This is a genomic window from Sphingomonas pollutisoli (genome assembly GCF_029167165.1).
Taxonomy (GTDB): domain Bacteria; phylum Pseudomonadota; class Alphaproteobacteria; order Sphingomonadales; family Sphingomonadaceae; genus Sphingomonas; species Sphingomonas pollutisoli.
This window is the reverse complement of the sequence record NZ_JARFNJ010000001.1, coordinates 300,254-324,991: the sequence shown is the minus strand read 5'-3', so window position 1 is coordinate 324,991 and position 24,738 is coordinate 300,254. Positions and strand designations below refer to the sequence as shown.

Sequence of the window (24,738 nt, the reverse complement as noted above, 5' to 3'; positions counted from 1 at the left end):
TGAAACCCCTTTAAGTCCTTGGATGTTGCGCTTCTGCAACAGTCCCAGGTATTTGTGCGCTTGCGTGGAAACCAACCCCGTCCTAGGGAGTTTGGGCTGTCCGAGTGACACCTAATGAAAGGGGATTTCTATGCGGAAGCTAGCCGTTATCATCGCGCTTGCCTCCACTGCTCTCGCAACGCCAGCTCTTGCCCGCGACAAGTCGTGGTATGTTGGCGTCGAAGGCGGCGGTATGATCGTCGAAGACTCGAAGTTCGATATCGGCAACGTGCCGTCGGCTTCGACCTACAAGACGAAGACCGGTTACGACGTCGATGGCGTCATCGGTTACGACCTCGGCATGTTCCGGCTTGAGAGCGAAGTCGCTTACAAGTTCGCCAAGGGCGACGACTATCGCTCGTCGGTCAACAGCCCGTTCGTGACGACCCCCGGCGGCTTCGCGGCCCCCGGCAACTATAACAGCCCGCACAGCCACACGTCGGCGCTGAGCTTCATGGTCAACGGCCTGCTCGACTTCGGCGACGACAATGCCATCCAGGGCTTCGTCGGCGGCGGTGTCGGTGTCGCGCGCGTGTCGATGGCGGGCGTCCGCGCCGGCAACCGCGCCGCGATCCTCGACGACAGCGACACCGTCTTCGCATGGCAGGGCATCGCGGGCGTCCGCGCGCCGCTCTCGGACCATGTCGACATCTCGCTCAAGTATCGTTTCTTCAACGCCGACAACGTCAAGCTGGTCGGTGTCGAGGGCGCGAGCTACGAGACGCGCTATCGTTCGCACAGCCTGCTCGGTGGCCTGACCTACAACTTCGGCGAGCCTGCCGCTCCGCCGCCGCCGCCTCCTCCGCCCCCGCCGCCGCCGCCGGAGCCCACCCCTCCGCCGCCGCCGCCCCCGGTGGTCTGCTCGCCTGGTCCGTTCATCGTGTTCTTCGAGTGGGACAAGTCGGACATCACGGCCGAAGCGGCGTCGATCCTCGACAACGCGATCAGCCAGTACCAGTCGTGCGGCAACGCGCAGGTCATGCTGGCCGGCTTCACCGATCGCTCGGGCACGCCGAAGTACAACATCGGCCTGTCGCAGCGTCGCGCGGACTCGGTGAAGGCTTACCTGTCGGCTCACTCGATCCCCGAGGGCGTCATGACCACGCAGGCGTTCGGCGAAGACCCCGCCCATCTGCGCGTTCAGACCGCCGACGGCGTTCGCGAAGTGCAGAACCGTCGCGTGGAAATCACCTACGGTCCGGGTTCGGGCAACTAAGCCCGAGCTTGACGAAAGTCGCAAGAGAGGGGGTCGGGAAACCGGCCCCCTTTTTTGCGTGGTTGGAAGGGCAGCGACGACGCCGCAGCGCGGTTCAGTATCTGCCGGTCGGATTGCCGTCGCCGGCTTCTGAAACGCGGTCCCAATCCGCATCCGTTCGCACTGAGCGAAGTCGAAGTGCGTGTTCTGAGCGAGCCGCCTGTGACACGTCCTTCGACTTCGCTCAGGACGAGCGGGGTTCGGGTTCCGGTCGGAGCTACGAGATTGCGCTGGTGTCGGCCAAAGCCGCCTCCAACCACGCCGGCCGCACCGCGTCGCTAAGCGCTTCGATCCGGCGAAGTTCGACCATCAGGCCAAGCTCGGGATAGGATGCGCGCGTCCGGTCGCCCGGCTCGCCCAATGGCGCCACTACCAGCCGGCGGTTGACCTTGGCGCGATGGTGCATCCGTGCGGTATTCTCCTGCCCGACATAGCAGCCCTTGGTGAAGCTGACGCCGTTCAGCTCGCGCGCGTTGCATTCGAGCCAGAGCGTCTGATCGCTGCCGAGTTCGCCGACACCCTCGGTCACGCCGCGCGCCAGCCGATGCGCACGCCACGCCGCATCGGCGGGTTCGCCCGCCGCCGCACCGATCCACCGAAAGCCGAGATCCGGCAGGCGCGGATCGGCGAACGCGCCCTGCAGCGACGACCAATGCACCCCGCCCTCGACCGCCTCGATCGTGATCGCGCGGCGCAGGCGGTACATCGAAAGCCGCCGCGTGAGCGCCTCGGCGGCGCTCGCCTCGCAGTCGATCAGCACCGCGTCGCCGTCTGCCCATAGCAGAAAATCGAACAGCGCCTTGCCTTGCGGCGTCAGCAGCCCGGCCCAGCGCGGACCCGAGGCATCGAGCCCGATCACATCCTGCGTGAGCAGGCCTTGCAGAAAGCCGCGCGGGTCGTCTCCGGCGATGCGGATGAGCGTGCGGCCAGCGAGCAGCGTCGGGGTGGTTTCGGTCATCGTCAACAGGTAGGAGGGCTGAGACACAAGCGAAAGAGGCAGACATGGCACGGTTCGATCTGATGCTGACGGGCGGTACGGTGCATCTCCCGAGCGGCCCGGCGCAAACCTCTGTCGGCGTGGTCGCCGGCAAGATCGCGGCGATCGGCGTGAGCGGCGATGCGGGCGAGACGATCGACTGCACGGGGTTGGACATCCTCCCCGGCGTGATCGACACGCAGGTCCACTTCCGCGAGCCGGGTCTGGTCCACAAGGAGGATCTCGAAAGCGGCAGCCGCGCCGCCGTGCTCGGCGGGGTGACCGCGGTGTTCGAAATGCCCAACACCAAGCCCAACACCGACAGCGCCGCCGCGATCACCGACAAGCTGACCCGCGCGCATCATCGCATGTGGTGCGACCACGCTTTCTATGTCGGCGCGACCAATGTGAACGCGCCCGACCTCGCCGAGCTGGAGCGGATGCCGGGCACGGCGGGGGTGAAGATCTTCATGGGCGCCTCGACCGGCGACCTGCTCGTCTCGGAGGATTCGTCGCTCGCCGAAGTGCTTGCCTCGGGCAAGCGCCGCGTCGCGATCCATGCCGAGGACGAGGCGCGGATGAACGCCCGCGCCGGCGAGCGCATTCCTGGCGATCCTTCGTCGCATCCGGTGCGGCGCGACGACGAAAGCGCGATGCTCGCGACGCGGCGCATCCTCGCGCTGGCGCGGGCGGCGCGGCGGCGAATTCATGTGCTCCACGTCACCACGCCGGCGGAACTCGAACTGCTCTCGCAGCACAAGGACATCGCCACCTGCGAGGTGACGCCGCAGCACCTGACGCTCGCGGGCGAGGAGGCGTATCCCCGGCTCGGCAGCTATGCGCAGATGAACCCGCCGATCCGCTCGGGCGCACACCGCGACGGGCTGTGGCATTGGCTGCGGCAGGGCGTTCCCGACGTGATCGGCTCCGACCATGCGCCGCATACGATCGAGGAGAAAGCCAAGCCCTATCCCGAGTCACCGAGCGGCATGCCGGGGGTGCAGACCTTGCTGCCGCTACTGCTCAACCATGTCGCCGAAGGGCGTACCACGCTCCAGCGCGTGATCGACCTGACCAGCGCGGGCGCGCAGCGGATTTTCGGGATCGTCGGCAAGGGCCGCATCGCGGTCGGCTATGACGCCGATTTCTCGATCGTCGATCTCAAGGCGCGCTGGACGATCACCGAGGATTGGCTGGCGTCGCGCTGCGGTTGGTCGCCGTTCACGGGGATGGAACTGACCGGCAAGCCGATCGGCACGATCGTGCGCGGCAACCGCGTGATGTGGGACGGCGCGCTGGCCGAGGCGGCGGTGGGTGAGCCGATACGGTTCGAAGCGGTCGAGTTTGGTTAAGGTCCGATCGTAAGATGATCCGTTCGTGCTGAGCGAAGTCGAAGCACGTGCCGCAAACGCAGCATCTGTGGCACGTCCTTCGACAAGCTCAGGACGAACGGAGGTAAAACGGGCGCTCTTAGAGCGCCCGCGCGTCGCCCTCCGCGAGCAGATGCGTGCATAGCTGCGCTTCGGGCGTGTCGCCCGCTTCGAGCGCCGCAACCGTGACCCAGCCCGCTTGGCGCATCGCCGCCGCCAGCGCCGGATCGGTGCCGAGCGGCACGAAAAGCCGCCGCCGGTCCATCTCGCCGAGCCCCGCTGCGACGATCGCATCGGCGTAGAGCGAGAAGCCGACCGCCGCCTCCTCAGCGCCATCTTCGTGGACGATCGTGTAGGTGCCGCCGCGCCCGATCTCGCCGCGCACGCCGCTCGCGAAGATCGAGAAGCCGAGCCAGCTTTGATATTCGAAGCCGTGCCGCTCGGTCGGATCGAGCGTCAGCCCGACGCGGCCCTTGAGCCCCTCAGCGATCGCCCACAGCCCGTCGAGCCGCGAGGTGAGCGCGCCGCCGGCGTCGAACGCGCAGAGCCGGTGGTGAGCCGCCTCGAACGGCCCCGCCGCCTCGACCAGCGGCAGATACGCGCGCGCGATCTCCGCCACGCCGCCGGCGTCCTTGGCATCGAGCCGCTCGCTTAGCGCGGCGATCTGCGCTGGGTCGATCGGCAGCGGCCCGTTGGCGAGAATTCCGACCAGATCGGGCAGAGTGAAATCGATCGAAATGTCACGCACGCCCGCTGCTTCCAGCGCCTCGACCGCAACCCCAACGATCTCCGCCGCCGCCGCGACCGTATCTAGGCCGATCAGCTCGCAGCCCATCTGGAGCAATTCGCGCTCGGGGCTGAGCTGCGAGGCACGCAACCGCAGCACCGGACCCGCATAGGAGAGGCGGACCGGGCGCGGGTGATGGCCCATCCGCGTCGCCGCGATACGGCCGATCTGCGCGGTGATGTCGGGCCGGATAGCCAGCGTGCGCTGCGAGACCGGATCGACAAAGCGCACCGCATCTTGCGCGGTCGCCGATTTGAGCCGCCCTGCCAGGCCCTGCTCGAATTCGGCAAGCGCGGGATCCGCGCGCTCATAGCCGTGCTGGAACGCCGCGCCGAGAACCGCCTGTTCGAGCCGCGCGGTGGCGTCGGCGACGGGCGGCAGGCGATCGCGGAAACCTTGGGGGAGGAGGGAGGTCATCAGTGCGGCAATCCATGAAGCCCGGTTGGGCGGTCTGTTCGATGCCCTGTAGTTTCTCTGCACAGGAAGAACAGTGGGTGGATTGGCGCGGACGGTCATCGGCGCCCGTTCGTGCTGAGCGAAGTCGAAGCACGTGTTTCGCACGCAGAGCGCTCCGGGCACGCCCTTCGACTTCGCTCAGGGCGAACGGGGGGTGAGCATCGCGCTCACCCCCAAGGCCGGTTTAAAACGCCAGCGCCATCGCGGTCTTCACGCCCGCCAGATCGCGGACCTTGGCGATCAGTTCGGGCGTGACCGACTCGTCGACCGACAGCAGCAGCACCGCTTCGCCGCCCGCCGAGCGGCGGCCGAGGTGGAAGGTGCCGATGTTGACGCCCGATTCGCCGAGCAGCGAGCCGAGCCGGCCGATGAAGCCGGGCGCGTCCTCGTTGACGACGTAGAGCATCGGCCCAGCGAGATCGGCCTCGACCTTGATGCCGAACAGCTCGACCAGACGCGGCGCGGCGTCGCCGAACAGCGTGCCGGCGACCGAACGCTCGCCAGCGTCGGTCTTGACCGAGACGCGCAGCAGCGTGTGATAATCGCCCTCACGCTCGGTCTTCACCTCGCGCACTTCCATGCCGCGCTCCTTGGCGAGCAGCGGCGCGTTGACCATGTTGACCGTGTCGGTCTGGGTCCGCAGGAAGCCGTGCAGCACCGCCGACACCATCGGCTTTTGGTTGAGCTCGGTCGCGGCCCCTTCGGTATGGATCGAAATGCGCGGCACCGCGCCGCGCGTGAGCTGGCCGACGAGGCTGCCGAGCTTTTCGGCGAGCGCCATGTACGGCTTCAAGCGCGGCGCTTCCTCCGCCGACAGCGACGGCACGTTGAGCGCGTTGGTGATCCCGCCTGAGACGAGATAATCCGCCATCTGCTCGGCGACCTGGATCGCGACGTTGACCTGCGCTTCGCTGGTCGATGCGCCGAGGTGCGGGGTCGAGATGAAGTTGGGCGTGCCGAACAGCGGCGATTCCTTGGCCGGCTCGGTGACGAACACGTCGAGCGCCGCGCCGCCGATATGGCCCGCGTCCAGTCCCGCCTTGAGCGCCGCCTCGTCGATCAGCCCGCCGCGCGCGCAGTTGATGATGCGAACGCCCTTTTTGGTCTTGGCGAGATTCTCGGCCGAGAGGATGTTGCGGGTCTGGTCGGTGAGCGGCGTGTGCAGCGTGATGAAGTCGGCGCGCGCGAGCAGTTCATCGAGCTCGACCTTCTCGACGCCGAGTTCGAGCGCGCGTTCCGGCGACAGGAACGGATCGAACGCGACCACCTTCATGCGCAGGCCAAGCGCGCGATCGGCGACGATCGAGCCGATGTTGCCGGCGCCGATCAGCCCGAGCGTCTTACCGGTCACTTCGACGCCCATGAAGCGGTTCTTCTCCCACTTGCCGGCCTGAGTCGATTTGTCGGCCTCGGGCAGATCGCGGGCGAGCGCGAACATCAGCGCGATCGCGTGCTCGGCGGTCGTGATCGAATTGCCGAAGGGGGTGTTCATCACCACCACGCCGGCCGCGGAGGCGGCGGGGATATCGACGTTGTCGACGCCGATGCCGGCGCGGCCGACCACCTTGAGGTTGGTCGCGGCGCTGAGGATGTCCTTGGTGACCTTGGTCGAGCTGCGGATCGCGAGCCCGTCATACTGGCCGATGATTGCTTTCAGCTCCTCGGGGGTCTTGCCGGTGATCTCGTCGACCTCGACGCCGCGTTCGCGGAAGATCTGCGCGGCTTTGGGGTCCATTTTGTCGCTGATTAGAACTTTAGGCATGTCATCAAGTCCTTCGAAACCCGTTCGTGCTGAGCTTGTCGAAGCACGTGTCCTGGACACGCCCTTCGACAAGCTCAGGGCGAACGGAGGAGAGTTGGCCCGCTTTACGGGTAGCGGCTCAGGCGGCGACCGGCGCCTTGACGGTGGCATAGGCCCAGTCGAGCCACGGCCCGAGCGCCTCGATATCGGCGGTGTCGACCGTCGCGCCGCACCAGATCCGCAGGCCCGCCGGGGCATCGCGGTAGCCGGCGACGTCGAACGCCGCGCCCTGCCTTTCGAGCAGGCCGGCGAAGGTCTTGATGAACGCTTCGTCCGCGCCCTTCACCGTCAGGCACACGCTGGTCTTCGAGCGCGACGCTTCGTTCTCAGCGAGATGGCCGAGCCAGTCGCGCTCCGACACGATCTTATCGAGCGCGGCAGCATTGGCGTCGCTGCGCGCGATCAGCCCTTCGGCACCGCCGATCGACTTGGCCCATTCGAGCGCGAAGATCGCATCCTCGACCGCCAGCATCGACGGGGTGTTGATCGTCTCGCCCTTGAAGATGCCCTCGGCGAGCTTGCCCTTCGCCATCAGGCGGAACACCTTGGGAAGCGGCCAGGCCGGGGTGTAGCTTTCCAGCCGCTCGACCGCGCGCGGGCCGAGGATGAGCACGCCATGGCCGCCTTCGCCGCCCAGCACCTTCTGCCAGGAGAAGGTGGCGACGTCGATCTTGTCCCACGGCAGTGGATAGGCGAACACCGCGCTGGTCGCGTCGGCGAACGAGAGACCCTCGCGATCGTCGGCGATCCAGTCGCCGTTCGGAACACGGACGCCCGAGGTGGTGCCGTTCCAGGTGAACAGCACGTCGGTCGACCAGTCGATGGTGGTGAGATCGGGAAGCTGGCCGTAATCGGCGCGGATCACGGTCGGATCGAGCTTCAGTTGCTTGACGGCATCCGTCACCCAGCCTTCGCCGAAGCTTTCCCAGGCGAGGGTGGTGACGCCGCGCGCGCCGAGCATCGTCCACATCGCCATCTCGAACGCGCCGGTGTCGGAGCCGGGGACGATGCCGATGCGATGGGTGTCGGGCAGGTTGAGCAGCTCGCGCATCAGATCGATGCAATAGGCGAGGCGGGTCTTGCCGATCTTCGAGCGGTGCGAACGGCCGAGCGATTCGGTGGCGAGCGCGTCGGCGGACCAGCCCGGAGGCTTGGCGCAGGGGCCGGAGCTGAAGAAGGGGCGCGCAGGCTTATGCGCAGGAAGCACGGGTAGGTCAGTCATATAGTCTCTCCTTGCAGAGAGCACGCGCGGCGTTGGGACCGCGTGGCCCGGGGCCGGCTGTAACGTCGATCGGCGGGGTGTCAACCAGATGCGTTGTTCGCTTCATCTCAAACCGGTCATGCCAGACTTGTTCCGGCGTCCACGGTGCAGCAAGAACGGTGCGTGTTGCGTTCGCTGACAGGTGGATGCCGGAACAAGTCCGGCATGACGAAGTGGCTGGTGCTGCCGGCACTCGCCATGCTGGCCGGATGCGGCAGCAACAGGCCCGCCCCGCGCCCGCGCGGATCGAAACCGGTCACGCTCGCGATCCCGACCAGCCGGGAGACGCAGGCCTGCTACACCGATCTTTCGCGCGAGGCGGTGCGGTTCAGTCCGCTCGCGGATCGTGACTATGGCGGCGGTTGCCGGGTCGCCGGCGCGGTGCAGTTGATCGACATCGGCGTGCCCGTCACCAACCTGACCGCGATGCGCTGCGGCCTCGCGCGGAGCTTCGGCGGCTGGGTGCGGCACGCGGCGGTCCCGGCCGCGCGCCAGATGCTCGGCAGCGATCTGGTACGGGTCGAGAGCATGGGAACCTACGCCTGCCGCAACACGGTGGGCACGGCGCGGCCGATGTTGTCCGGTCACGCCATCGCCAACGCGGTCGATGTCGGGGCGTTCGTGCTCGAGGACGGGCGGCGGATCAGCGTGCTGAACGGCTGGCAATCGCCCGTTCCGCAAGTCCGCGCGTTCCTCCGCGTCCTGCACGATTCGGCGTGCAAGCGCTTCGGCACGGTGCTCAGCCCCGATTACAACGCGGTGCATCGCAACCATCTTCACCTGGAGGACGATCACAAGAGCTTCTGCCGGTAAGGCGCGAGCGGTGAGAGGATCGTGCTCGCCGGGGTTCAATCTCCCCCCACTATCCCCTACATAGCGCCAAATGAGTGATACCCATGTACCGTCGCGCGTCTTTCCGCGCGCTCGCCAGGATGCCGAAAAAGCCAAGACCGGCGTCAGCACCCCCCAAACCGAAACCCCGGCCTACCGCCTCGCTTTCCAGGATATGGATTTCCTGCTGCGCGAGGATCTGCGTCCGGTGCGTTTCCAGCTCGAACTGCTCAAGCCCGAACTGATCCTCGAAGAGGCGAACATCGCCTCGACTTTCGTGTTCTACGGTTCGGCGCGCATCCCGGAGCCTGCCAAGGCGCAGGCGATGCTCGATCTCGCGCAGGGCGATGAAGCGCGGGTGATCGCCGAGCGGCTGGTCGCCAAATCGCATTATTACGATGTCGCGCGCGAACTCGCCGGCCTGGCGAGCCGCTTCCCCAACGACGAGGCGGGCAAGCGCCACTTCGTCGTCTGTTCGGGCGGCGGCCCCTCGATCATGGAAGCCGCCAACCGCGGCGCGGCCGAGGCGGGGCATGAATCGATCGGCCTCAACATCGTGCTGCCGCACGAACAGGCGCCAAACCGGTATGTCACCCCGGCGCTGTCGATGCAGTTCCACTATTTCGCGCTGCGCAAGATGCATTTCCTGCTCCACGCGCGCGCGCTGGCGGCGTTCCCCGGCGGGTTCGGCACGTTCGACGAACTGTTCGAGCTGCTCACGCTGATCCAGACCGGTAAGATCGCGCCGATTCCGGTGCTGCTCTACGGTCGCGATTTCTGGAACCGCGTCGTCGATTTTCAGGCGTTGGTCGAGGAAGGGGTGGTCTCGCGCCGCGATCTCAACATCTTCAAGTTCGTCGAGACGGCGCAGGAAGGCTGGGACGTGGTACGCGACTTCTACCGTGACGCCGATCCGGCGGTGTTTCCGGCGGAGTGATCCGCTTCTTCGACCGTTCGCACTGAGCGAAGTCGGAGCGCATGCCTGAGCGCATGCGCTTGCGGCACGTCCTTCGACTTCGCTCAGGACGAACGGGGGCTGAGCGTCAGGCACGTCAACCCACCCGTTCGTGCCGAGCGAAGTCGAGGCACCTACGCTTCGTTGGCCCCTCGACTTCGCTCGGGGCGAACGGATAGGGTGGTCACTTCTCCGCAGGGGCCGCCGCGTTCGCGGGCGTGGCGACATTCGACAGGCCCTCCGCGCTCGGCTTGGCTTCTTCGCCCGGCGCGGCGGGGGCGGCACCGGGGGGTGCCTTGGCGTCGGTCGCGGTCGGCGCGCCGGCTTGCGGGGCGGGCAGCGGCAGGTTCGAACCCTGCTGGTTGAGGTAGAGGATCACGTCGGCACGGTCCTTGGCGGACGACAGACCGGCGAAGGTCATCTTGGTGCCGGGCACGTATTTGCGCGGGCTGGCGAGCCACTGGTTGAGCGCCTCGAAATCCCAGGCGCCGCCCTTGCCCTTCAACGCGTCGGAGAAGGCGAAGCCGCCCTTGCCCTGGCCCTTCGCCTCGCCGACCGTGCCCCACAGGTTCGGGCCGATGCCGTTGGCGCCGCCTTGGTTGATCGTGTGGCAGGCGGCGCATTTCTTGAAGACTTCGGCGCCGTGGGCGGCATCGGCCTTGGCGAGCAGGTTGGCGATCGGTTCCTCGGCCTCGCCGCCGCCGGCATCGGCGGCGACGCCTTCGACCGGGTAGCCGGCTTTCTCTGGCTTTTCCGCCGTGAACAGAGTGCTGCCCGCGATGGTCAGCGCCAGCGCGGCGGCACACGCGCCCAGCGTCCAACCCGCGATCGTGTTTGTACGGCTGTCCATCGTTGCGTGGCCCCTCTCCGATATTATCTCCACCCTTAGATTCGCCGGCACGCCACCGCAAGCCAAGCTTGTGCGCGGCGGGCGCCATCGCTAGGGCCTCGCCGATCATGGAAAATTTCGCAGCACCGGCGCGACCGATCGTCGCGCGCATGATCGAACAAGCCGCCGCCGCGCCGCACCGCGCGGTCGCGTTCCAGGGCGCGCCGGGCGCCAATTCGCACATCGCCGCGCTGGAAGCGTTTCCGGGCTGTCTGCCGCTGCCCTGTTTCGACTTCTCCGACGCGATCGACGCGGTGCGCGAGGGGCTTGCGGACTGCGCGATCATCCCGATCGAGAATTCGCTTCATGGGCGCGTCGCCGACATCCATTTCCTGCTCCCCGAATCGGGGCTGACCATCACCGGCGAACATTTCCTGCCGATCCGCTATGCGCTGATGGGGCTGGGGCCGGTGAGCGGCGTGCGGGACGCGATGAGCCATCCGCAGGCGCTCGGCCAATGCCGCCACTGGCTGCGCGAGCACGGCATCGCGCCGGTCAGCTATCCCGATACCGCGGGTGCGGCGGCGATGGTGGTCGAACTCGGCGACCCCGCCACCGCCGCGCTCGCCCCTCCGGGCGCCGCCGAGATTTACGGCCTGGAAACGCTCGCCACCGACATCGCCGACGCCGACCACAACACCACCCGCTTCGTCGTGCTGGCGCGCGCCGGCCATCCGCCCACCGGCGAGGGGCCGTTCATGACGACGCTGATCTTCAAGGTGAAGAACGTGCCCGCCGCGCTTTACAAGGCGATGGGCGGGTTCGCGACCAACGGCGTCAACATGACCAAGCTGGAAAGCTATCAGCAGGGTGGCACCTTCGCCGCGACCGAATTCTATTGCGATATCGAGGGCCGCCCCGGCGACCCCAATGTCGACCGCGCGCTGGAGGAACTGGGCTTCCATTCGAAATCGATGCGCGTGCTGGGCGCGTATCCGAGGGCGCGGGCGCGGGGCTGAGGCCACCGCATTCCCGCGCGAAATCGAGGGACATGCGCGGGAGCACAGGTGTCTCGATGTCGCTCGACCCGAACGGTCTGGGCTAAGCGTCCTTGGCCCAAGCATGCAGCAGCGTGTTGGCGATCGCATAGGGCGGCGGCGGCAGGAACGAACCCGGTTCGCCCGCGAGGATCCGGCGCACCTCTTCGCGCGGCACCCACATCGCATCCTCAAGTTCGTTGGTGTCGAGCGTGATGCGGTCGTCGTCGGCGCAGCCGATGCACGCGATCATCAGCGAGGAGGGGAACGGCCAGGGCTGGCTGGCGATGTAGCGCACCTCGCGCACGCGCACGCCGGCTTCCTCGGCGATCTCGCGCACGACCGCTTCCTCGATGCTTTCGCCGGGTTCGAGGAATCCCGCCAGTGCCGAATAGCGCCCCGGTGGAAACGTGGGCTGCCGCCCGAGCAGCGCACGCCCCTCATGTTCGGCGATCATGATGACGACCGGATCGACACGCGGAAAATGCTCGGCGTGGCAGTTCGGGCACAGGCGCGCCCAGCCGGCGCGAAACATCTCGGTCGGTGCGCCGCAATTGGCGCAGAAGCGGTGGCGCGCGTGCCAATCGAGCACGCTGCGCGCACCCGCATAGGTCGCGGCCTCGCCGGGGGCGAACCGGCCGAGCAGATCCATCAGCCGCGCCGAGCGACGCGAAGGCGCGGCCCCCGCCGCCGAGAAGGCCGTGAAATACGGCACGCCGCCATCAAGCCCGAGCAATACCAGTTCGGCGTCCTCCGGCGCGTCCGCCATGCCGGTCCATATCAGCCGGCCCTCGCCGTCCACGTCGGGCTCATAGCCATCGAGCCTGAGCAGCCGCGCGGCGGGATCACGCGCGGCGGCGGCGAAGCCTTCGGGATCGTGGCGCAGCGCGTCCGACCGGTCGAGCAGTCCGCCGGTGAAGCCGGGCGCGATCACCGATAGCGCGCCAGATCGGTGCGCAACGCCTTGGCGACATCGCTGCGGATCGGCCATTTGTCGCTCGGCAGATAGTTGACCATGACGGTGCCGCGGAAGCGCCGTACCGGATCGACCCAGAAGATCGTTCCGGCCGCCCCGCCCCAGGCATAGGTGCCCTTGCGCGCGCCGCCCGGCACATCGACGAGGGTGACCGAGCCGCCCGCGCCATAGCCCATCGTCGCGGCGCCGCCGGCGGTGCCGCCGGTCGCGCCGGACACGCTGGTATAGGTCACGCCCGGCGGCAGCAGGTTCGACATCATCAGCGCCGCCGTCTCCGGCTTGACGAGCCGCACCCCGTCGAGCGCGCCGCCATCTTGCAACAGGTGCGTGAAGCGATCGTAATCGCGCGCCGAGGAGACCAGCCCGGCGCCGCCATAGGGGAAGCTCGGCGGCTGGAGGAACACCGAACTCGCGCCCCGATCGAGGGGGACGCGCCCGTCGCCGACCCAGACATAGCCGGTCGCCAGCCGCTTCGCCTCGCTGCCCGGCACGGTGAAATAGGTCGAGGTCATGCCGAGCGGCGTGAAGATGCGCGTTTGCAGGAAGCGATCGAACGGCATCCCGCTCGCCACCTCGATCACGCGGCCCATCACGTCGAGGCCGATCGAATAGCTCCATTTGGTGCCCGGCTCGGCGATCAGCGGCAGCGTGGCGACCGTGTTGGCGAAATCCTCGAGCGTCTTGGGGCGGGTGAGCCGCATCTTCGCCTCGCTCTTGGCGTCGGCGGTGAAGGGGGTGATGCCCGCTTTCTCATAGGCGTCGAGCAGCGGCCCGCGCGTGATGATCGTATAGCCGAGGCCGGCGGTGTGGGTCAGCAGCTCGCGGATCGTGATCGGGCTGGCGGCGGGTTTGCTCGCCAGCGAATCGGGGCTGATCTGCACCCGCATCGTCTTGAACGCGGGAATGAAGTCCGACACCGGCTGGTCGAGCCCGATCTTGCCCTGTTCGATCAGCATCATCGCGGCGAGCGCGGTGATCGGCTTGGTCATCGAATAGACCCGCCACAGGCTGTCGGGCCCGGCGGCCGGGGCGGTCGCCTCGTCGGCGATGCGCCCGGCCGAGACGAACACGGTCGGCAGGTCGCCCGCGCCGAACGCGCCGACGATGCCGGGCGTCTTGTCGGTACGGACGTAGGATTCGAACAATGCCTGCGTGTCGGGCAGGGGACTCGCCGTGGCCACGGACGCGGGCGCGGAGGCCGGCATCGCCTGGAACGCGAGCGCGCCGCTCGCCAGCAATGCGGCCAGCGCGGCCCCGGAAGCGATCTGTCGGATCATGCGGTCACTCTCCTGATTTCAGCGGCGGCCTTGGCGAAGACGGTCGGCAGCCCGGCTGATTCGAGATCGGCGACGGGCCACCATTCGCCGGCCACCGCATGCCCGTGCGCCTGGCCGATCGCAAGCGCGAGTTCGAGGCGGAAATGGGTGAAGACATGCCCCACCGTGCCGGACAGCATCTGCCAGTTCGACCGCACCGGCGCGTCCGCCAGCACCGGCGGCGCGGCGGCCCACGGCCCGGTCGGGAGCGCGCGCATCCCGCCGAGCAGACCCTTGGGCGGGCGGCGCACCAACAGCACGCGGCCGGCATCCTCCAGCCAGAAGATCGTGCCGTAGCGCTGCGGCTTCGCCGCCCTGGCGGGTTTGACCGGGTAGGCATCGGCCATGCCCGCCGCATGCGCGAGACACGCTGCGCTGAGCGGGCAGGCGAGGCAGGCGGGGTTGCGCGGCGTACAGACGCTCGACCCTAGGTCCATCATCGCCTGCGCGAAGTCGCCGGGCCGGTCGGCCGGGGTGATCGTGTCGGTGGCGGCGCGGATCGTCTCCATCGCGGCGGGGAGCGGCGTGGCGATCGCGAACAGCCGCGCCACCACGCGCGCGACATTGGCGTCGACCACCGCCGCGCGTTCGCCAAAGGCGATCGCGGCGATCGCGGCGGCGGTATAAGCGCCGACGCCCGGCAAGGCGCGCAGCCCCGCCTCGGTCTCGGGAAACGCGCCCGCCGCGGCGACCACCCGCGCGCAGGCGATCAGGTTGCGCGCCCGCGCATAATAGCCGAGCCCCGCCCAGGCGGCCATCAGCTCGGCCTCGTCGGCCGCGGCCAGCGCATCCACGCTTGGCCAGCGCGCGACGAACATCTCGAACTTGGGCCGCACCGCCGCGACGGTGGTCTGCTGGAGCATGATCTCGGACAGCCACACGCGGTACGGGGCGGCGCGCGGATGTCCGGGTGGGCTGCGCCACGGCAAGGCGCGGGCATGCGCATCGTACCAGTCGAGCAAAGGCCCGGCGATGTTGGAAGGAAGCTTGGCGCGCACGCCCCGGCTATGGCATGGACTGCGCGATGAGCAAACGTCGCCCTCCCACCGAACCGGCGCCCGCGCCGCGTCGCGGCGGCGGCGCGCGCGCGGTCGCCGAACTGCTGCCCGACGCGACTCGCACCGCCTTCCGCCGGTTCGGCTTCGTCCAGAGCGCCGTCGTGACGCGCTGGGGCGAGATCGTCGGCAGCCGCTACGCCGGCGTGTCCGCGCCCGAATCGATCAAGTTCCCGCAGGGCGAGCGCAGCGGCGGCACGCTCAACCTGGTCGTGCGCGGCGCGCATGCGACGATGATGCAGCATATCGCGCCCGAGATCGTCGAGCGCGTCAACCGCTTCTTCGGCTATGACGCGGTCGCGCGCGTGCTGATCCGCCAGGGCGACGTGCCCGCGCCCCGCCCGCGCGCCGCGCCGCCGTCGCTCAAGCCAGTGCCGGTCGAGCTCGGCGCCAGCCTGCGGGCGATCGCGGACCCGGAATTGAAAGCGGTGCTCGAGGCGCTGGCGGCGGGCGTCGCATCGACGCGCGGCGCGCCGACAGTAGGGAAGGGTGAGGAATGAAGCGTTGGCTGGCGGCTCTGCTGGTGATTCTGGGGCTGGCAGCGCTCCCCGCCGCCGCCGCGCCCGACTGGACCAAGGTCGCGAGCAAGACCGCGAGCGGCGCCTATGTGATCGGCAACCCGAAAGCCAAGGTGAAGCTGATCGAATATCTCAGCTACACCTGCCCGCATTGCGGCGCGTTCAGCGCCGAGTCAGCCGCGACGCTCAAGGACACGTTCGTGAAGTCCGGCTCGACCAGCATCGAAGTGCGCAACGCGGTGCGGGATCGCGTCGATCTCGCCGCCGCGCAGCTCGCGCGCTGCGCCGGCCCGGCGGGCTTCTCGGCGACCACCGACGCGATCTTCGCGCAGCAGCAGGCATGGCTGCCGCGCGCGTTCGACTATGACCAGATCAACGGCGCGCGACTGGCCAGCTATCCGGTCGGCGCGCAGTTGAAGAAGATCGCGACCGGCGGCGGGCTTGACCAACTGATGCGCGGGCGCGGGATGAGCGACGCGGCGATCGACGCGTGCTTCGCCGACGAGGCCGGCATCGCCGCCATCGCCAAGCTGAGCGACGCATCGTGGAAGGAGGTGCGCTCCACCCCGTCCTTCGTGCTCAACGGCAAGCCCTATGAATACAAAGGCTGGGCCGATCTCGAAAAGGCGCTGCGTGCCGCCGGCGCCCACTGACCCTTTTTCTCCAGGAGCTAACTCAGAATGACCATGCGTTTGTCGGTCGCGATCGTCGCGGCGATCACCCTCGCCGCTTGCAAGCCCGCCGCCGATACCGGCGGCAGTGGCGCGACGTCGGCGCCGGTCGCCGCCAAGCCCGCGCCGGCCGGCCAGAGCTGGGTGGATACCGTCGCCAAGACCGATGACGGCGGCTATCGCATGGGCAACCCGGACGCGCCGGTGAAGCTGATCGAATATGGCTCGCGCACCTGCCCGCATTGCGGCGTGTTCGATGCCGAAGGTCTGCCCAAGCTGAAGGCCGGGCCGATCGCGGCAGGCAAGCTCTCGTACGAATTCCACGATTATCCGGTTCACAACCAGCTCGATCTCGGCCCGATCCTGCTCGGCCAGTGTGTCGAGCCGGCGCAGTTCTTCCCGATGCTCGACCAGATGTTCGCCAACCAGGAATCGCTGATCTACCGCAAGGACCAGATCCCCGCCGCCGATCAGGCCAAGCTCAACACCGCGACGCCCACGGAGGTCATTTCGTACCTCGCCAACTTCTACGGCTATCTCGATTTCGTGAAGCAGCGCGGCGTGCCCGAGGCCAAGGCCAAGGCGTGCCTCGCCGACGGCAAGGCGCTCGAGGCGATCGCCAAGCAGACCGATGCCGCCAATCAGAAATACAACATCACCGGCACGCCGACCTTCATCGTCAACGGCAAGGTCGTGCCCAATGCGGCGGCGTACGAGCAGCTCGAACCCGCGCTGAAGGCCGCCGGCGCGCTGTAACGCGCTAGGCCAGTCGGGGGCTGAGGGTGCAGATCACACGGCTGCGATTGTCGGGCTTCAAGAGCTTCGTCGATCCGGCCGATCTGCGCATCGAACCCGGTCTGACCGGCATCGTCGGCCCCAACGGCTGCGGCAAATCGAACCTGCTCGAAGCGTTGCGCTGGACGATGGGCGAGACGTCGGCGCGCTCGCTGCGCGGGGCGGGTATGGAGGACGTGATCTTCGCGGGCACCTCCACCCGCCCGGCGCGCGACTTCGCCGAAGTCGCGATGCTCACCGAGATCGACGGAACCGAGACCGAGATCGTCCGCCGCATCGAGCGCGGCGCCGGTTCCGCCTATCGGATCGACGGGCGCGACGTGCGTGCCAAGGACGTGTCGCTGCTGTTCGCCGATGCCGCCACCGGCGCGCATTCGCCCGCCCTGGTCAGCCAGGGCCGGATCAGCGCGGTGATCGCCGCCAAGCCGGCCGAGCGCCGCGCGATGCTGGAGGAAGCGGCCGGCATCGCCGGGCTGCATGTGCGGCGCAGGGATGCCGAGGCACGGTTGCGCGCGACCGAGGCCAACCTCGCCAAGCTCGACGAGTTGATCTCCGATCAGGACGCCCGCGCCGCCGCGCTCAAGCGGCAGGCGCGGCAGGCCGAACGCTACCGCGCGCTTTCCGAGCAGATCCGCATCGCCGAGGCGCGGACGATCTTTGCGCGCTGGCGCGAGGCGCAGGCCGATGCGGACGCTGCGAAGGCCGAAGCCGCCACCTGCGAGGCGCGCGTCAGCACCGCCGCCGAGGCGCAGCGCGCGGCGGCCGCGTACAGCTCACAGGCGACCGAAGCCGTCGCGCAGGCGCGCGCCACCGCGCAGACGGCGCGCGATGCCGCGAGCGAGGCTGGGCACGCGCTGGCTGGCCTGCGTGCCGACCACGCGGCGGTGTTGCGGCGGATCAAGGAGCTCGACGACAGCACGACGCGGCTTGCCGCTGATCGCGCGCGCGAGGGCGCGCTGGCGAGCGACGCTGCCGAAGCGATCGCCCGGCTTGCCGAGGACGCCAAAATGATCGAGGCGCGGCTGGCGGCGGCGGCCGCGCGGTTGCCTGAACTCGACACCGCGGTCGCCGAAGCCGAACGTGCCGGGCGCGATGCCGAGGTTGCGCTGGCACAGGCGCTCGCCGCGCAGGCGAGCGAGATTGCCGATGTCCGCGTCGCCGACGCGGCGCTGTCGGCAGCGCGGGCGCGGCTCGACCGCGCAGCGCGGGATCTCGCGCGCGTCTCTGCTGAGGCCGCCGCGCTCGCCGATCCAGCGCCGTTGCTTGCCGAACGCACGCGCGCCGGGGAGGCGCGTGCGCAGGCGCTGCGCCATGCCGAAGCGGCGCGGGCCGCGCTGGCCGGCGCCGATGCCGCCGAACGCACCGCGATCGGCGGGCGCGACCATGCCCAGTCGCAGCGCTCTGCCGCACACGCCGAACTCGCCGCGCTCGACAGCGAAGCGGCGGCGCTCACCAAGGCGACCCGGCGCGACGGTCGCGACCGGCTGCTCGACCGCGTTCGACCCGATCCCGGCTACGAACGCGCGCTTGCCGCCGCGCTCGGCGACGATCTCGAAGCCGGGCTCGATCCGGCGGCGGAGCGGCATTGGGCGGGGGCTGGGGTCCAACCCGGCGATCCGCCGGCACCGCCCGGCACCGTTCCGCTCGCGGCGCATGCCGCCGCGCCGGAGGCTTTGGCCCGGCGGCTCGCACAAATCTTCGTCGCGACAGCCGATGACGGCGCCGCGCTCGCGGTCGGCCAGCGCCTCGTCACGCTGGGCGGCGCGCTCCGCCGTTGGGACGGCTATGCCGCGCGCAGCGGTGGCGCGGCGGCGGCCGAGCGGCTCGAACGGCTCAATCGCCTCCGTGCGATCGAGGGCCTGCGCCCCGAACGTGTCCGCGCGGTCGAAACCGCCGATGCCGAACTGCGCCGCATCGACGCCGCGATCGGCGACGCGCGCCGCGCCGCCGCCGATGCGCGGCGGCTTCTCGACTCGTCCGAAGCCACCGCGCGCGAGGCGGGCCGCGCCGAGGACCGCGCCGCCACCGCGCTCGAACGGCTCGAAGCGCAGCGCGCCGATCTCACCGCCCGCGCCGAGCGGGTGCGCGGCGAACATGCCGAAGCGGGCGGGGAGGCGGAACGCGCCGCCGCCGCGCGCGCCGCGCTCCCCGACGGCAGCGAAACCCGTGCGCGCGTCGCCGGCTTCTCCGCCGCCGCCGACGCCAAACGCACCGCCATCGCCGCCGTCCGCGCCGAACGCACCGGACTCGACCGGGCGATCGGCGACGCGCGCGAGCGGCTCGCGGCGGCCGCCGCCGAGGCGAAAGGGTGGCGTTCACGCGCGGGCGAGGCGGCCAAGCGCATCACCGAGATGGACAAGCGCGCCGGCGATCTCGCTGCCGAAGCCGTGACGCTTGCCGACCGCCCCGCCGCGCTCGCCGCCGAGATCGGCGCGCGCGAAGCCGCGCACGCCGAGGCCCGCGCCGCCGCCGACACCGCCGCCGCCGCCGAGCGCAAAGCCGATATCGCGCTCCGCGACGCCGAGGCGCGCGCCCATGCCGCCGCCGAAGCGCTCGCCGAGGCGCGCGAGGCCCGCGCCGGCGCCGCCGCGCGCGCGGAAAACCACGAGCTGCGCCGCGTCGAGATGAACCGCCTGTCGGGCGAACGTTTCCAATGCCCGTCCGTGCTGCTTCCCGAGCGAGTCGGGTTCGACGGTGACACGGTGCGTTCGCCGGGCGAGGAATCCGCCGCGCATGAGAAACTCAGCGTCGATCGCGAGCGGATCGGGCCGGTCAATCTGGTCGCCGAAACCGAACTGGCCGAGCTTGAAGCCGCGAGCGCGGGCAATGCCGCCGAGCGCGAGGAACTCGGGCTTGCGGTCAACCGGCTGCGCGGGTCGATCGGCACGCTCAATCGCGAGGGCCGTCAGCGATTGCTCGCCGCCTTCGAGGCGGTGGATACGCATTTCCGGCGGCTGTTCACCACCTTGTTCAACGGCGGACAGGCGCATCTCGAACTGGTCGATTCGGACGATCCGCTCGAGGCGGGACTCGAAATCATGGCGCAGCCGCCGGGCAAGAAGCTGCAATCGCTCACGCTGCTATCGGGTGGCGAGCAGGCGCTCACTGCGGTTGCGCTGATTTTCGGGCTGTTCCTCACCAACCCCGCGCCGATCTGCGTGCTCGACGAGGTCGATGCGCCGCTCGACGACGCCAATATCGAGCGCTTCTGCGATCTGCTCGACGCGATGAGCCGCGAGACGCTGACGCGGTATCTGATCGTCACGCACAATGCCGTCACGATGAGCCGGATGCACCGGCTGTTCGGCGTGACGATGATCGAGCAGGGCGTCAGCCGCCTGGTCTCGGTCGATCTTGGCGGTGCTGCGGGATTGCTCGCTGCCTGACGCAACTTCCACGCGCCACCGGAGGTTATCGCCCGACACGCAGGGAGACACCGCATGGCCGAAGCGCAGATTTACCAGGACCTCAAGCGCGACCACGACAAGCAGCGCGACATGCTCAAGCAACTCGGCGAGCTGACCGGCGCGAGCGAGGAGCGCAAAGCGCTGTTCGAGGCGTTCCGCGTCGAACTGCAGGGCCACGCCGCCGCCGAAGAGGAATCGCTCTATGCGACGATGCTCGGCGATCCCGAGTTGCGCGACGATGCGCGCCATTCGGTCGCCGAACACAAGGAAGTCGATGATCTGATCGGCGAGATGCACGAGCTCGAATTCGGATCGGACGCGTGGAGCGAGAAGTTCTTCCACATGCGCCGCCGCTACGAGCATCACATCACCGAGGAAGAGGAAGAGATGTTCCCGGCGGCGGCCGAGGAACTGTCCGACGCGACCGAGGCGAAGCTCGCCGAAATCTACGAAGAGCGCAAACCGCTCGAAAGCGCCGAGGCGGAGGCCAACCCGCCGAGCGGCGACGCGCGGGAGTGAACCCCGTTCGTATGGAATGGATGACGCCAGTTACGGTATTACATTCCGTTCGTGCTGAGTAGGGATCGAGTAGGCGCTTGCGCCGTATCGAGGTGACGTATCGAAGCACAGGATCCGCGCGGGGCTGTGCTTCGATACGTCACCTCGATACGCCCTACGGGCTACTCGGCGACTACTCAGCACGAACGGATCTGGGCGTTAGTGAGATAGCCATTTCTAAGAATAAGTGGGGAGCTTCTGTTGCTCGGTGCTCCCCGTACCGCCGGTGTCCGCTTCTGTTGCCCGGTGCGGCCCGAACCGCGTTTATGCGTCGTAACTTAGGCCGTTAGGCCGTCAGTTACGCGGCAATCGCGAGTGCTTCGTTATCGTTAGCACTTGTGGTTTTGAGCCTTGAACGGGTTACTCAGCCCGGGCAAAAACAGCGCCTTTCAATACACGTCGATCCTGGTTCGGCCCCGTCATAGCCCGCCCTGAAAGGGCAGGCTGTGGTGGAGCCGCCGGGTACTGCCCCCGGGTCCGCTGCATCTATTTCACGCCGCACTTTATCGCCATAGTCACCGGACGAACCGGCCGACGGAGCCTATATAGGGCGGCCCAAACTTAATGCAAAGGGGCGCCTTCCGCTCGCCACATTATCGGTCCATAGCGGCTATACTATGTTGACGCAGCGTTCCCGATACGCGCTCCGCGCGATGATCTTCCTTGCCGAAGCCCCCGCCGGCAGCCCGCCGATCCCGATGAACCGCATCGCGACCGAGGCGAACGTGCCGCGCAAGTTCCTCGAACTGATCCTCGCCGATCTGCGCGAGGCGGGGTTCCTGCACAGCCACCGCGGCAAGATGGGCGGCTATCTGCTCGCGCGGCCGACGCATCTGATCTCGCTCGGCGAGATCATCCGCGTGATCGAGGGGCCGCTCGCGCTGGTGCCGTGCGTCAGCCGCACCGCCTATCGCTCCTGCACCGATTGCAAGGACGAAGCCGCCTGCGCGATCCGCCACGCGATGCTCCGCGTCCGCGACGAGACCGCGCGCATCCTCGACGGCACCAGCCTCGCCGACACGACGACGAAGGTGCTGGCGGCGGCGTAACGTCCCCGACCTCCGTTCGTCCCGAGCGAAGTCGAGGGGCGAACTCGGAGCGCCCTATGCCCCGTTCGTGCTGAGCCTGTCGAAGCACGTGTCCCGGGCACGCCCTTCGACAAGCTCAGGGCGAACGACGTTAGGTGAGGATCGAAGCGCCCAGCAACAGCAGCAGCTTGACGTCCACGGCCAGCCCCTCGGCGCGCTTGGCCGCGATGAAGTCCGGCAATTGGGCGAGCGCGACACGGTGGACGGTGATATCCTCGCCCGGCACGCCGCCGCCATCGCCGACCTTGGTCAGTTCGCTCGCGCGGACCAGCGTGAAGCTCTCAGAGACCATTCCCGGCGACGAGCAGAATTCTCCGATCACCTCGACGCGCGCAGGGCGGTAGCCGGTCTCTTCCTCAAGCTCGCGCGCGGCCGAGGCGGTGATCGCCTCGCCCTCGGTCTCGTCACCGACGAGACCGGCGGGCAGTTCGATGCAGACGCGCCCGAGCGGCACGCGATATTGCTCGACCAGCAACACCTCGCCCGCTTCGACGGCGAGGATCACCGCCGCGTGGATATCGCGCGCGCGGCCGACATATTCCCACGTGCCCTGCTTGCGGACGGTGATGAACTTGCCCTGCCAGACCGTTTCGATGGGCTGGCTCACAATTCGATCACCCGGTCGGGAAGTTCGTTCACGTCATGCTCCGTCTTGGGAAAGGTTTCGGTCAGGATCGCGCCGATCGCGGCGACGGCGGCCGCCATGCCGTCACCCGCGCGGCCGGCGCGAACCTCGGCGACGAGTGCCGCCATCGCGTCGCCCCAGCGCTCCGCGGGCACGGCGCGGTGGATCGCCTCGTCGGCGATGATCTCGGCCATGCGCTCTCGCGTGGAGAGATAAAGCAGGATGCCGACCTTGGCGCTTGTGCGATTCTCCGCGCCGATACGGAAACATTGCAGTGCACGCCGGCGCACCCGCCGCCGCTTGGTCGCGCGCGGGGTGAGCGCGAAGCGCAAGCGCGACCAGCCGACGAGATAGCGCACCACCAGAAATGCCACCGCCTGCGCGACCAGCAGAATCAGCAGGACATGGCGGAGATCGGTCTCGCTCCACGGGTCCAGCCCGATCTCCAGCCAGCGCGCGTCGAGCGTCGCCAGCGCCGTGACGAGCAGGACTGCGAGCACGCCGAACTGAAGCGGCACGTCATGATAGCTGTCCGATTGCGCCGCGACGATCGTGACGATCTCGCCGTCGGTGCCGCGTTCGGCGGCGGCGACCGCCGCCGTTACGCGATCTCGATCAGCGGGTGTGAGCGCGAACCGTGCCATCACCAATCCCCCGAGGCGCCGCCGCCCCCGCCCGATCCGCCGCCGCCGCCGGTGAAGCCACCACCACCCCAGCTACCGTCGCTCCCCGAACTACCACCACCGCTACCCCAGCCGCCGCCAAAGCCGCCGCCCGAACCTCGGCCGATCTCGTTGCCGAGACCCCACAGGATGACCGGCCACGCGCTGCCCCCGCCGCTTTGCCCGACATAGCGGCTGCCGCCGGCGCGGCGGAACCACGACAGCGCGACGAACAGGATGATGAAGCCCCAGACGATCAGACCGAATGGGATGTCACCACCGCTGCCCGAGGCTTGGCGTTGGTGGGTCTTGTTGAACTCCTTGATCGCCGCGTCCGTCCGCGCTTTGGCTTCCTCGGGCGACGCGCGCAGTTGCGCGATCAGCGCGTCGGTGCCCGCTTCCATCGCGCCGGGGACGTCGCCCGCGCGCAGCTTAGGCATCATTTGCTGGCGGATGGTGACGCCCGAAAACGCGTCCGTTAGGATCGGCTCAAGCCCATAGCCGACTTCAATGCGGGGGCCGCGATGCCCGGCGGGTTCGTTGGGCGCGATGAACAGGATCGCGCCATTATCGACGTCCTTGAGGCCAGGCCCCCAAGCGCCCAGCAAGCCGATGCCGTAGTCTTCGAGACTGTTGCCTTGCAGGTCGGGGATCGTCGCAACAACGAGCTGGCGGTGCGTGTCCTTCTGGAGCGCCTCCAGCTTGGCTTCGAGGTCGGCGCGCGTCGCGGGCGGTAGCACGTTCGCCGCATCGACCACCAGGCCGGTGAATTTGGGGTAGGTCTGCGCGCCCGCCGGGGTGCCGATCAGCATCCCGGCGAGCAGCAGAAGCAGGAACCGCAGCAGCGGCATCATCAACTACCGAAATCGACCTTCGGCGCGGTCTCGGAGCCCGGCGTGGTCGCCTGGAACGGGACCATCGGCTTGGCACCGTAGAAGATCTTGGCGCCGATCGCGTCTGGGAATGTGCGGATCGTCACATTGTACTTCTCGACTGCGTCGTTGTAATCGCGCCGGGCGTTGGTGATGCGGTTCTCGGTGCCCTCGAGCTGATCCATCAACGTCGCGTAATTAGCCTGTGACTTCAGTTCCGGATACGCCTCCTGCAAGCGCTGCAGCGACAGGCCGAGCGCGCCCTGGACCTGCGCGAACTGCTGGACCTTGGCCGGATCCTTCAGATCGTCGCCCGACACCTTGACGGTGTTCGCCGCCGCGCGGGCCTGCGTGACTTCGACGAGGATCGCCTTCTCCTGCGCGCCGGCGGCCTTCACGGTCGCGACGAGATTGGGGATCAGGTCCGAGCGGCGCTGATACTGGTTCTGCACCTCGCCCCATTTCGCCTTGGCGTTCTCCTCGGCGGTCGGCACGCTGTTGAGCCCGCAGGCGGACAGCATCGCGGCGACGGCGAGCGTGAGAATGGCACGAATGGTCATGCGAGGCGGCTCCTTCAACTTGGCGTGGCCGTCTTACC

General features: G+C 68.5%; 23 protein-coding genes and 1 other RNA gene. 11 read left to right on the top strand and 13 right to left on the bottom strand.

Annotated features, from left to right (window positions below; genetic code table 11):
- Positions 1 to 130: 130 nt before the first annotated feature.
- The gene (locus PX554_RS01435) at positions 131 to 1,255 is read left to right on the top strand and encodes an OmpA family protein (protein WP_093225311.1); all 1,125 of its coding nucleotides are present in this window, start codon (positions 131 to 133) and stop codon (positions 1,253 to 1,255) included.
- 256 nt (positions 1,256 to 1,511) lie between these two features.
- Here PX554_RS01435 and ygfZ read toward each other — a convergent pair whose 3' ends face one another.
- A complete protein-coding gene (gene ygfZ, locus PX554_RS01430) occupies positions 1,512 to 2,252 on the bottom strand; it encodes a CAF17-like 4Fe-4S cluster assembly/insertion protein YgfZ (protein WP_275498333.1) in 741 nt (246 codons plus the stop codon).
- 44 nt (positions 2,253 to 2,296) lie between these two features.
- Between ygfZ and PX554_RS01425 the strand changes: the two genes are divergently transcribed.
- Positions 2,297 to 3,622 (top strand): dihydroorotase, encoded by a 1,326-nt coding sequence (locus PX554_RS01425; protein WP_275498330.1) that lies wholly within the window; start codon positions 2,297 to 2,299, stop codon positions 3,620 to 3,622.
- 118 nt (positions 3,623 to 3,740) lie between these two features.
- Here the strand turns inward: PX554_RS01425 and PX554_RS01420 are convergent, their stop codons facing one another.
- The 3 genes from PX554_RS01420 to PX554_RS01410 form a co-directional block, all read right to left on the bottom strand.
- Complete coding sequence (locus tag PX554_RS01420; RefSeq protein WP_275498328.1) at positions 3,741 to 4,844, bottom strand: ATP phosphoribosyltransferase regulatory subunit; 1,104 nt, start codon at positions 4,842 to 4,844, stop codon at positions 3,741 to 3,743.
- A gap of 223 nt (positions 4,845 to 5,067) precedes the next feature.
- Positions 5,068 to 6,645: a phosphoglycerate dehydrogenase gene (serA, locus tag PX554_RS01415; RefSeq protein ID WP_275498326.1), complete on the bottom strand. Its 1,578-nt coding sequence runs from the start codon at positions 6,643 to 6,645 to the stop codon at positions 5,068 to 5,070.
- Between the two features lie 118 nt (positions 6,646 to 6,763).
- The gene (locus PX554_RS01410; protein ID WP_275498324.1) at positions 6,764 to 7,906 is read right to left on the bottom strand and encodes a phosphoserine transaminase; all 1,143 of its coding nucleotides are present in this window, start codon (positions 7,904 to 7,906) and stop codon (positions 6,764 to 6,766) included.
- Positions 7,907 to 8,110: 204 nt separating this feature from the next.
- On the opposite strand from PX554_RS01410, the gene PX554_RS01405 reads away from it, so the two are divergent.
- Positions 8,111 to 8,758, top strand: coding sequence for an extensin family protein (locus tag PX554_RS01405; RefSeq protein WP_275498322.1), 648 nt, complete (start codon positions 8,111 to 8,113; stop codon positions 8,756 to 8,758).
- Between the two features lie 70 nt (positions 8,759 to 8,828).
- The gene (locus PX554_RS01400) at positions 8,829 to 9,713 is read left to right on the top strand and encodes an LOG family protein (RefSeq protein WP_093225322.1); all 885 of its coding nucleotides are present in this window, start codon (positions 8,829 to 8,831) and stop codon (positions 9,711 to 9,713) included.
- A 202-nt stretch (positions 9,714 to 9,915) separates the two neighbouring features.
- Here the strand turns inward: PX554_RS01400 and PX554_RS01395 are convergent, their stop codons facing one another.
- The gene (locus PX554_RS01395) at positions 9,916 to 10,581 is read right to left on the bottom strand and encodes a c-type cytochrome (RefSeq protein WP_275498318.1); all 666 of its coding nucleotides are present in this window, start codon (positions 10,579 to 10,581) and stop codon (positions 9,916 to 9,918) included.
- A gap of 107 nt (positions 10,582 to 10,688) precedes the next feature.
- On the opposite strand from PX554_RS01395, the gene PX554_RS01390 reads away from it, so the two are divergent.
- Positions 10,689 to 11,579, top strand: coding sequence for a prephenate dehydratase (locus PX554_RS01390; protein WP_093225324.1), 891 nt, complete (start codon positions 10,689 to 10,691; stop codon positions 11,577 to 11,579).
- Between the two features lie 82 nt (positions 11,580 to 11,661).
- On the opposite strand, the gene nudC is transcribed toward PX554_RS01390, so the two are convergent.
- The 3 genes from nudC to PX554_RS01375 are packed head-to-tail and all read right to left on the bottom strand — an operon-like array spanning position 11,662 to position 14,851.
- Positions 11,662 to 12,531, bottom strand: a complete 870-nt coding sequence (gene nudC / locus PX554_RS01385) for an NAD(+) diphosphatase (protein WP_275498314.1) — start codon at positions 12,529 to 12,531, stop codon at positions 11,662 to 11,664.
- The gene (locus PX554_RS01380; protein WP_275498312.1) at positions 12,528 to 13,850 is read right to left on the bottom strand and encodes a serine hydrolase domain-containing protein; all 1,323 of its coding nucleotides are present in this window, start codon (positions 13,848 to 13,850) and stop codon (positions 12,528 to 12,530) included. Before PX554_RS01380 ends, nudC begins: the two co-directional genes overlap by 4 nt.
- Complete coding sequence (locus PX554_RS01375) at positions 13,847 to 14,851, bottom strand: A/G-specific adenine glycosylase (protein WP_420833413.1); 1,005 nt, start codon at positions 14,849 to 14,851, stop codon at positions 13,847 to 13,849. Before PX554_RS01375 ends, PX554_RS01380 begins: the two co-directional genes overlap by 4 nt.
- A 50-nt stretch (positions 14,852 to 14,901) precedes the next feature.
- On the opposite strand from PX554_RS01375, the gene PX554_RS01370 reads away from it, so the two are divergent.
- Genes PX554_RS01370 through PX554_RS01350 form a run of 5 tightly spaced genes read left to right on the top strand, consistent with a single transcriptional unit; the run spans position 14,902 to position 20,854 of the window.
- Positions 14,902 to 15,444, top strand: a complete 543-nt coding sequence (locus tag PX554_RS01370; RefSeq protein WP_093225328.1) for a DUF721 domain-containing protein — start codon at positions 14,902 to 14,904, stop codon at positions 15,442 to 15,444.
- The gene (locus PX554_RS01365; protein ID WP_275498307.1) at positions 15,441 to 16,115 is read left to right on the top strand and encodes a DsbA family protein; all 675 of its coding nucleotides are present in this window, start codon (positions 15,441 to 15,443) and stop codon (positions 16,113 to 16,115) included. The genes PX554_RS01370 and PX554_RS01365 overlap by 4 nt, the downstream gene beginning before the upstream one ends.
- Before the next feature lie 27 nt (positions 16,116 to 16,142).
- The gene (locus PX554_RS01360; RefSeq protein WP_275498306.1) at positions 16,143 to 16,889 is read left to right on the top strand and encodes a DsbA family protein; all 747 of its coding nucleotides are present in this window, start codon (positions 16,143 to 16,145) and stop codon (positions 16,887 to 16,889) included.
- Positions 16,890 to 16,915: 26 nt separating this feature from the next.
- Positions 16,916 to 20,314 (top strand): chromosome segregation SMC family protein, encoded by a 3,399-nt coding sequence (locus PX554_RS01355; protein WP_275498304.1) that lies wholly within the window; start codon positions 16,916 to 16,918, stop codon positions 20,312 to 20,314.
- A 54-nt stretch (positions 20,315 to 20,368) separates the two neighbouring features.
- Positions 20,369 to 20,854 carry a hemerythrin domain-containing protein gene (locus PX554_RS01350; protein ID WP_275498302.1) on the top strand — a complete coding sequence of 162 codons (486 nt, stop codon included), beginning with the start codon at positions 20,369 to 20,371 and terminating at the stop codon, positions 20,852 to 20,854.
- Between the two features lie 264 nt (positions 20,855 to 21,118).
- On the opposite strand, the gene ssrA is transcribed toward PX554_RS01350, so the two are convergent.
- Positions 21,119 to 21,468: a transfer-messenger RNA gene (gene ssrA, locus PX554_RS01345) on the bottom strand.
- Between the two features lie 42 nt (positions 21,469 to 21,510).
- Here ssrA and PX554_RS01340 point away from each other — a divergent pair.
- Entirely contained in the window at positions 21,511 to 21,942 is a 432-nt protein-coding gene (locus tag PX554_RS01340; protein WP_093225338.1) for an RrF2 family transcriptional regulator, read from the top strand.
- 130 nt (positions 21,943 to 22,072) lie between these two features.
- On the opposite strand, the gene PX554_RS01335 is transcribed toward PX554_RS01340, so the two are convergent.
- From PX554_RS01335 to PX554_RS01320, 4 genes are read right to left on the bottom strand one after another with little or no spacing between them, the layout of a single operon-like run.
- On the bottom strand, positions 22,073 to 22,588 hold the full coding sequence (locus PX554_RS01335) for an NUDIX hydrolase (protein WP_371128296.1): 516 nt from the start codon (positions 22,586 to 22,588) through the stop codon (positions 22,073 to 22,075).
- Positions 22,585 to 23,250 (bottom strand): TPM domain-containing protein, encoded by a 666-nt coding sequence (locus tag PX554_RS01330; RefSeq protein ID WP_275498300.1) that lies wholly within the window; start codon positions 23,248 to 23,250, stop codon positions 22,585 to 22,587. The genes PX554_RS01335 and PX554_RS01330 overlap by 4 nt, the downstream gene beginning before the upstream one ends.
- Positions 23,250 to 24,119, bottom strand: coding sequence for a TPM domain-containing protein (locus tag PX554_RS01325; RefSeq protein WP_093225500.1), 870 nt, complete (start codon positions 24,117 to 24,119; stop codon positions 23,250 to 23,252). Before PX554_RS01325 ends, PX554_RS01330 begins: the two co-directional genes overlap by 1 nt.
- Positions 24,120 to 24,121: 2 nt before the next feature.
- Positions 24,122 to 24,700 (bottom strand): LemA family protein, encoded by a 579-nt coding sequence (locus tag PX554_RS01320; RefSeq protein ID WP_093225344.1) that lies wholly within the window; start codon positions 24,698 to 24,700, stop codon positions 24,122 to 24,124.
- Positions 24,701 to 24,738 lie beyond the last annotated feature (38 nt).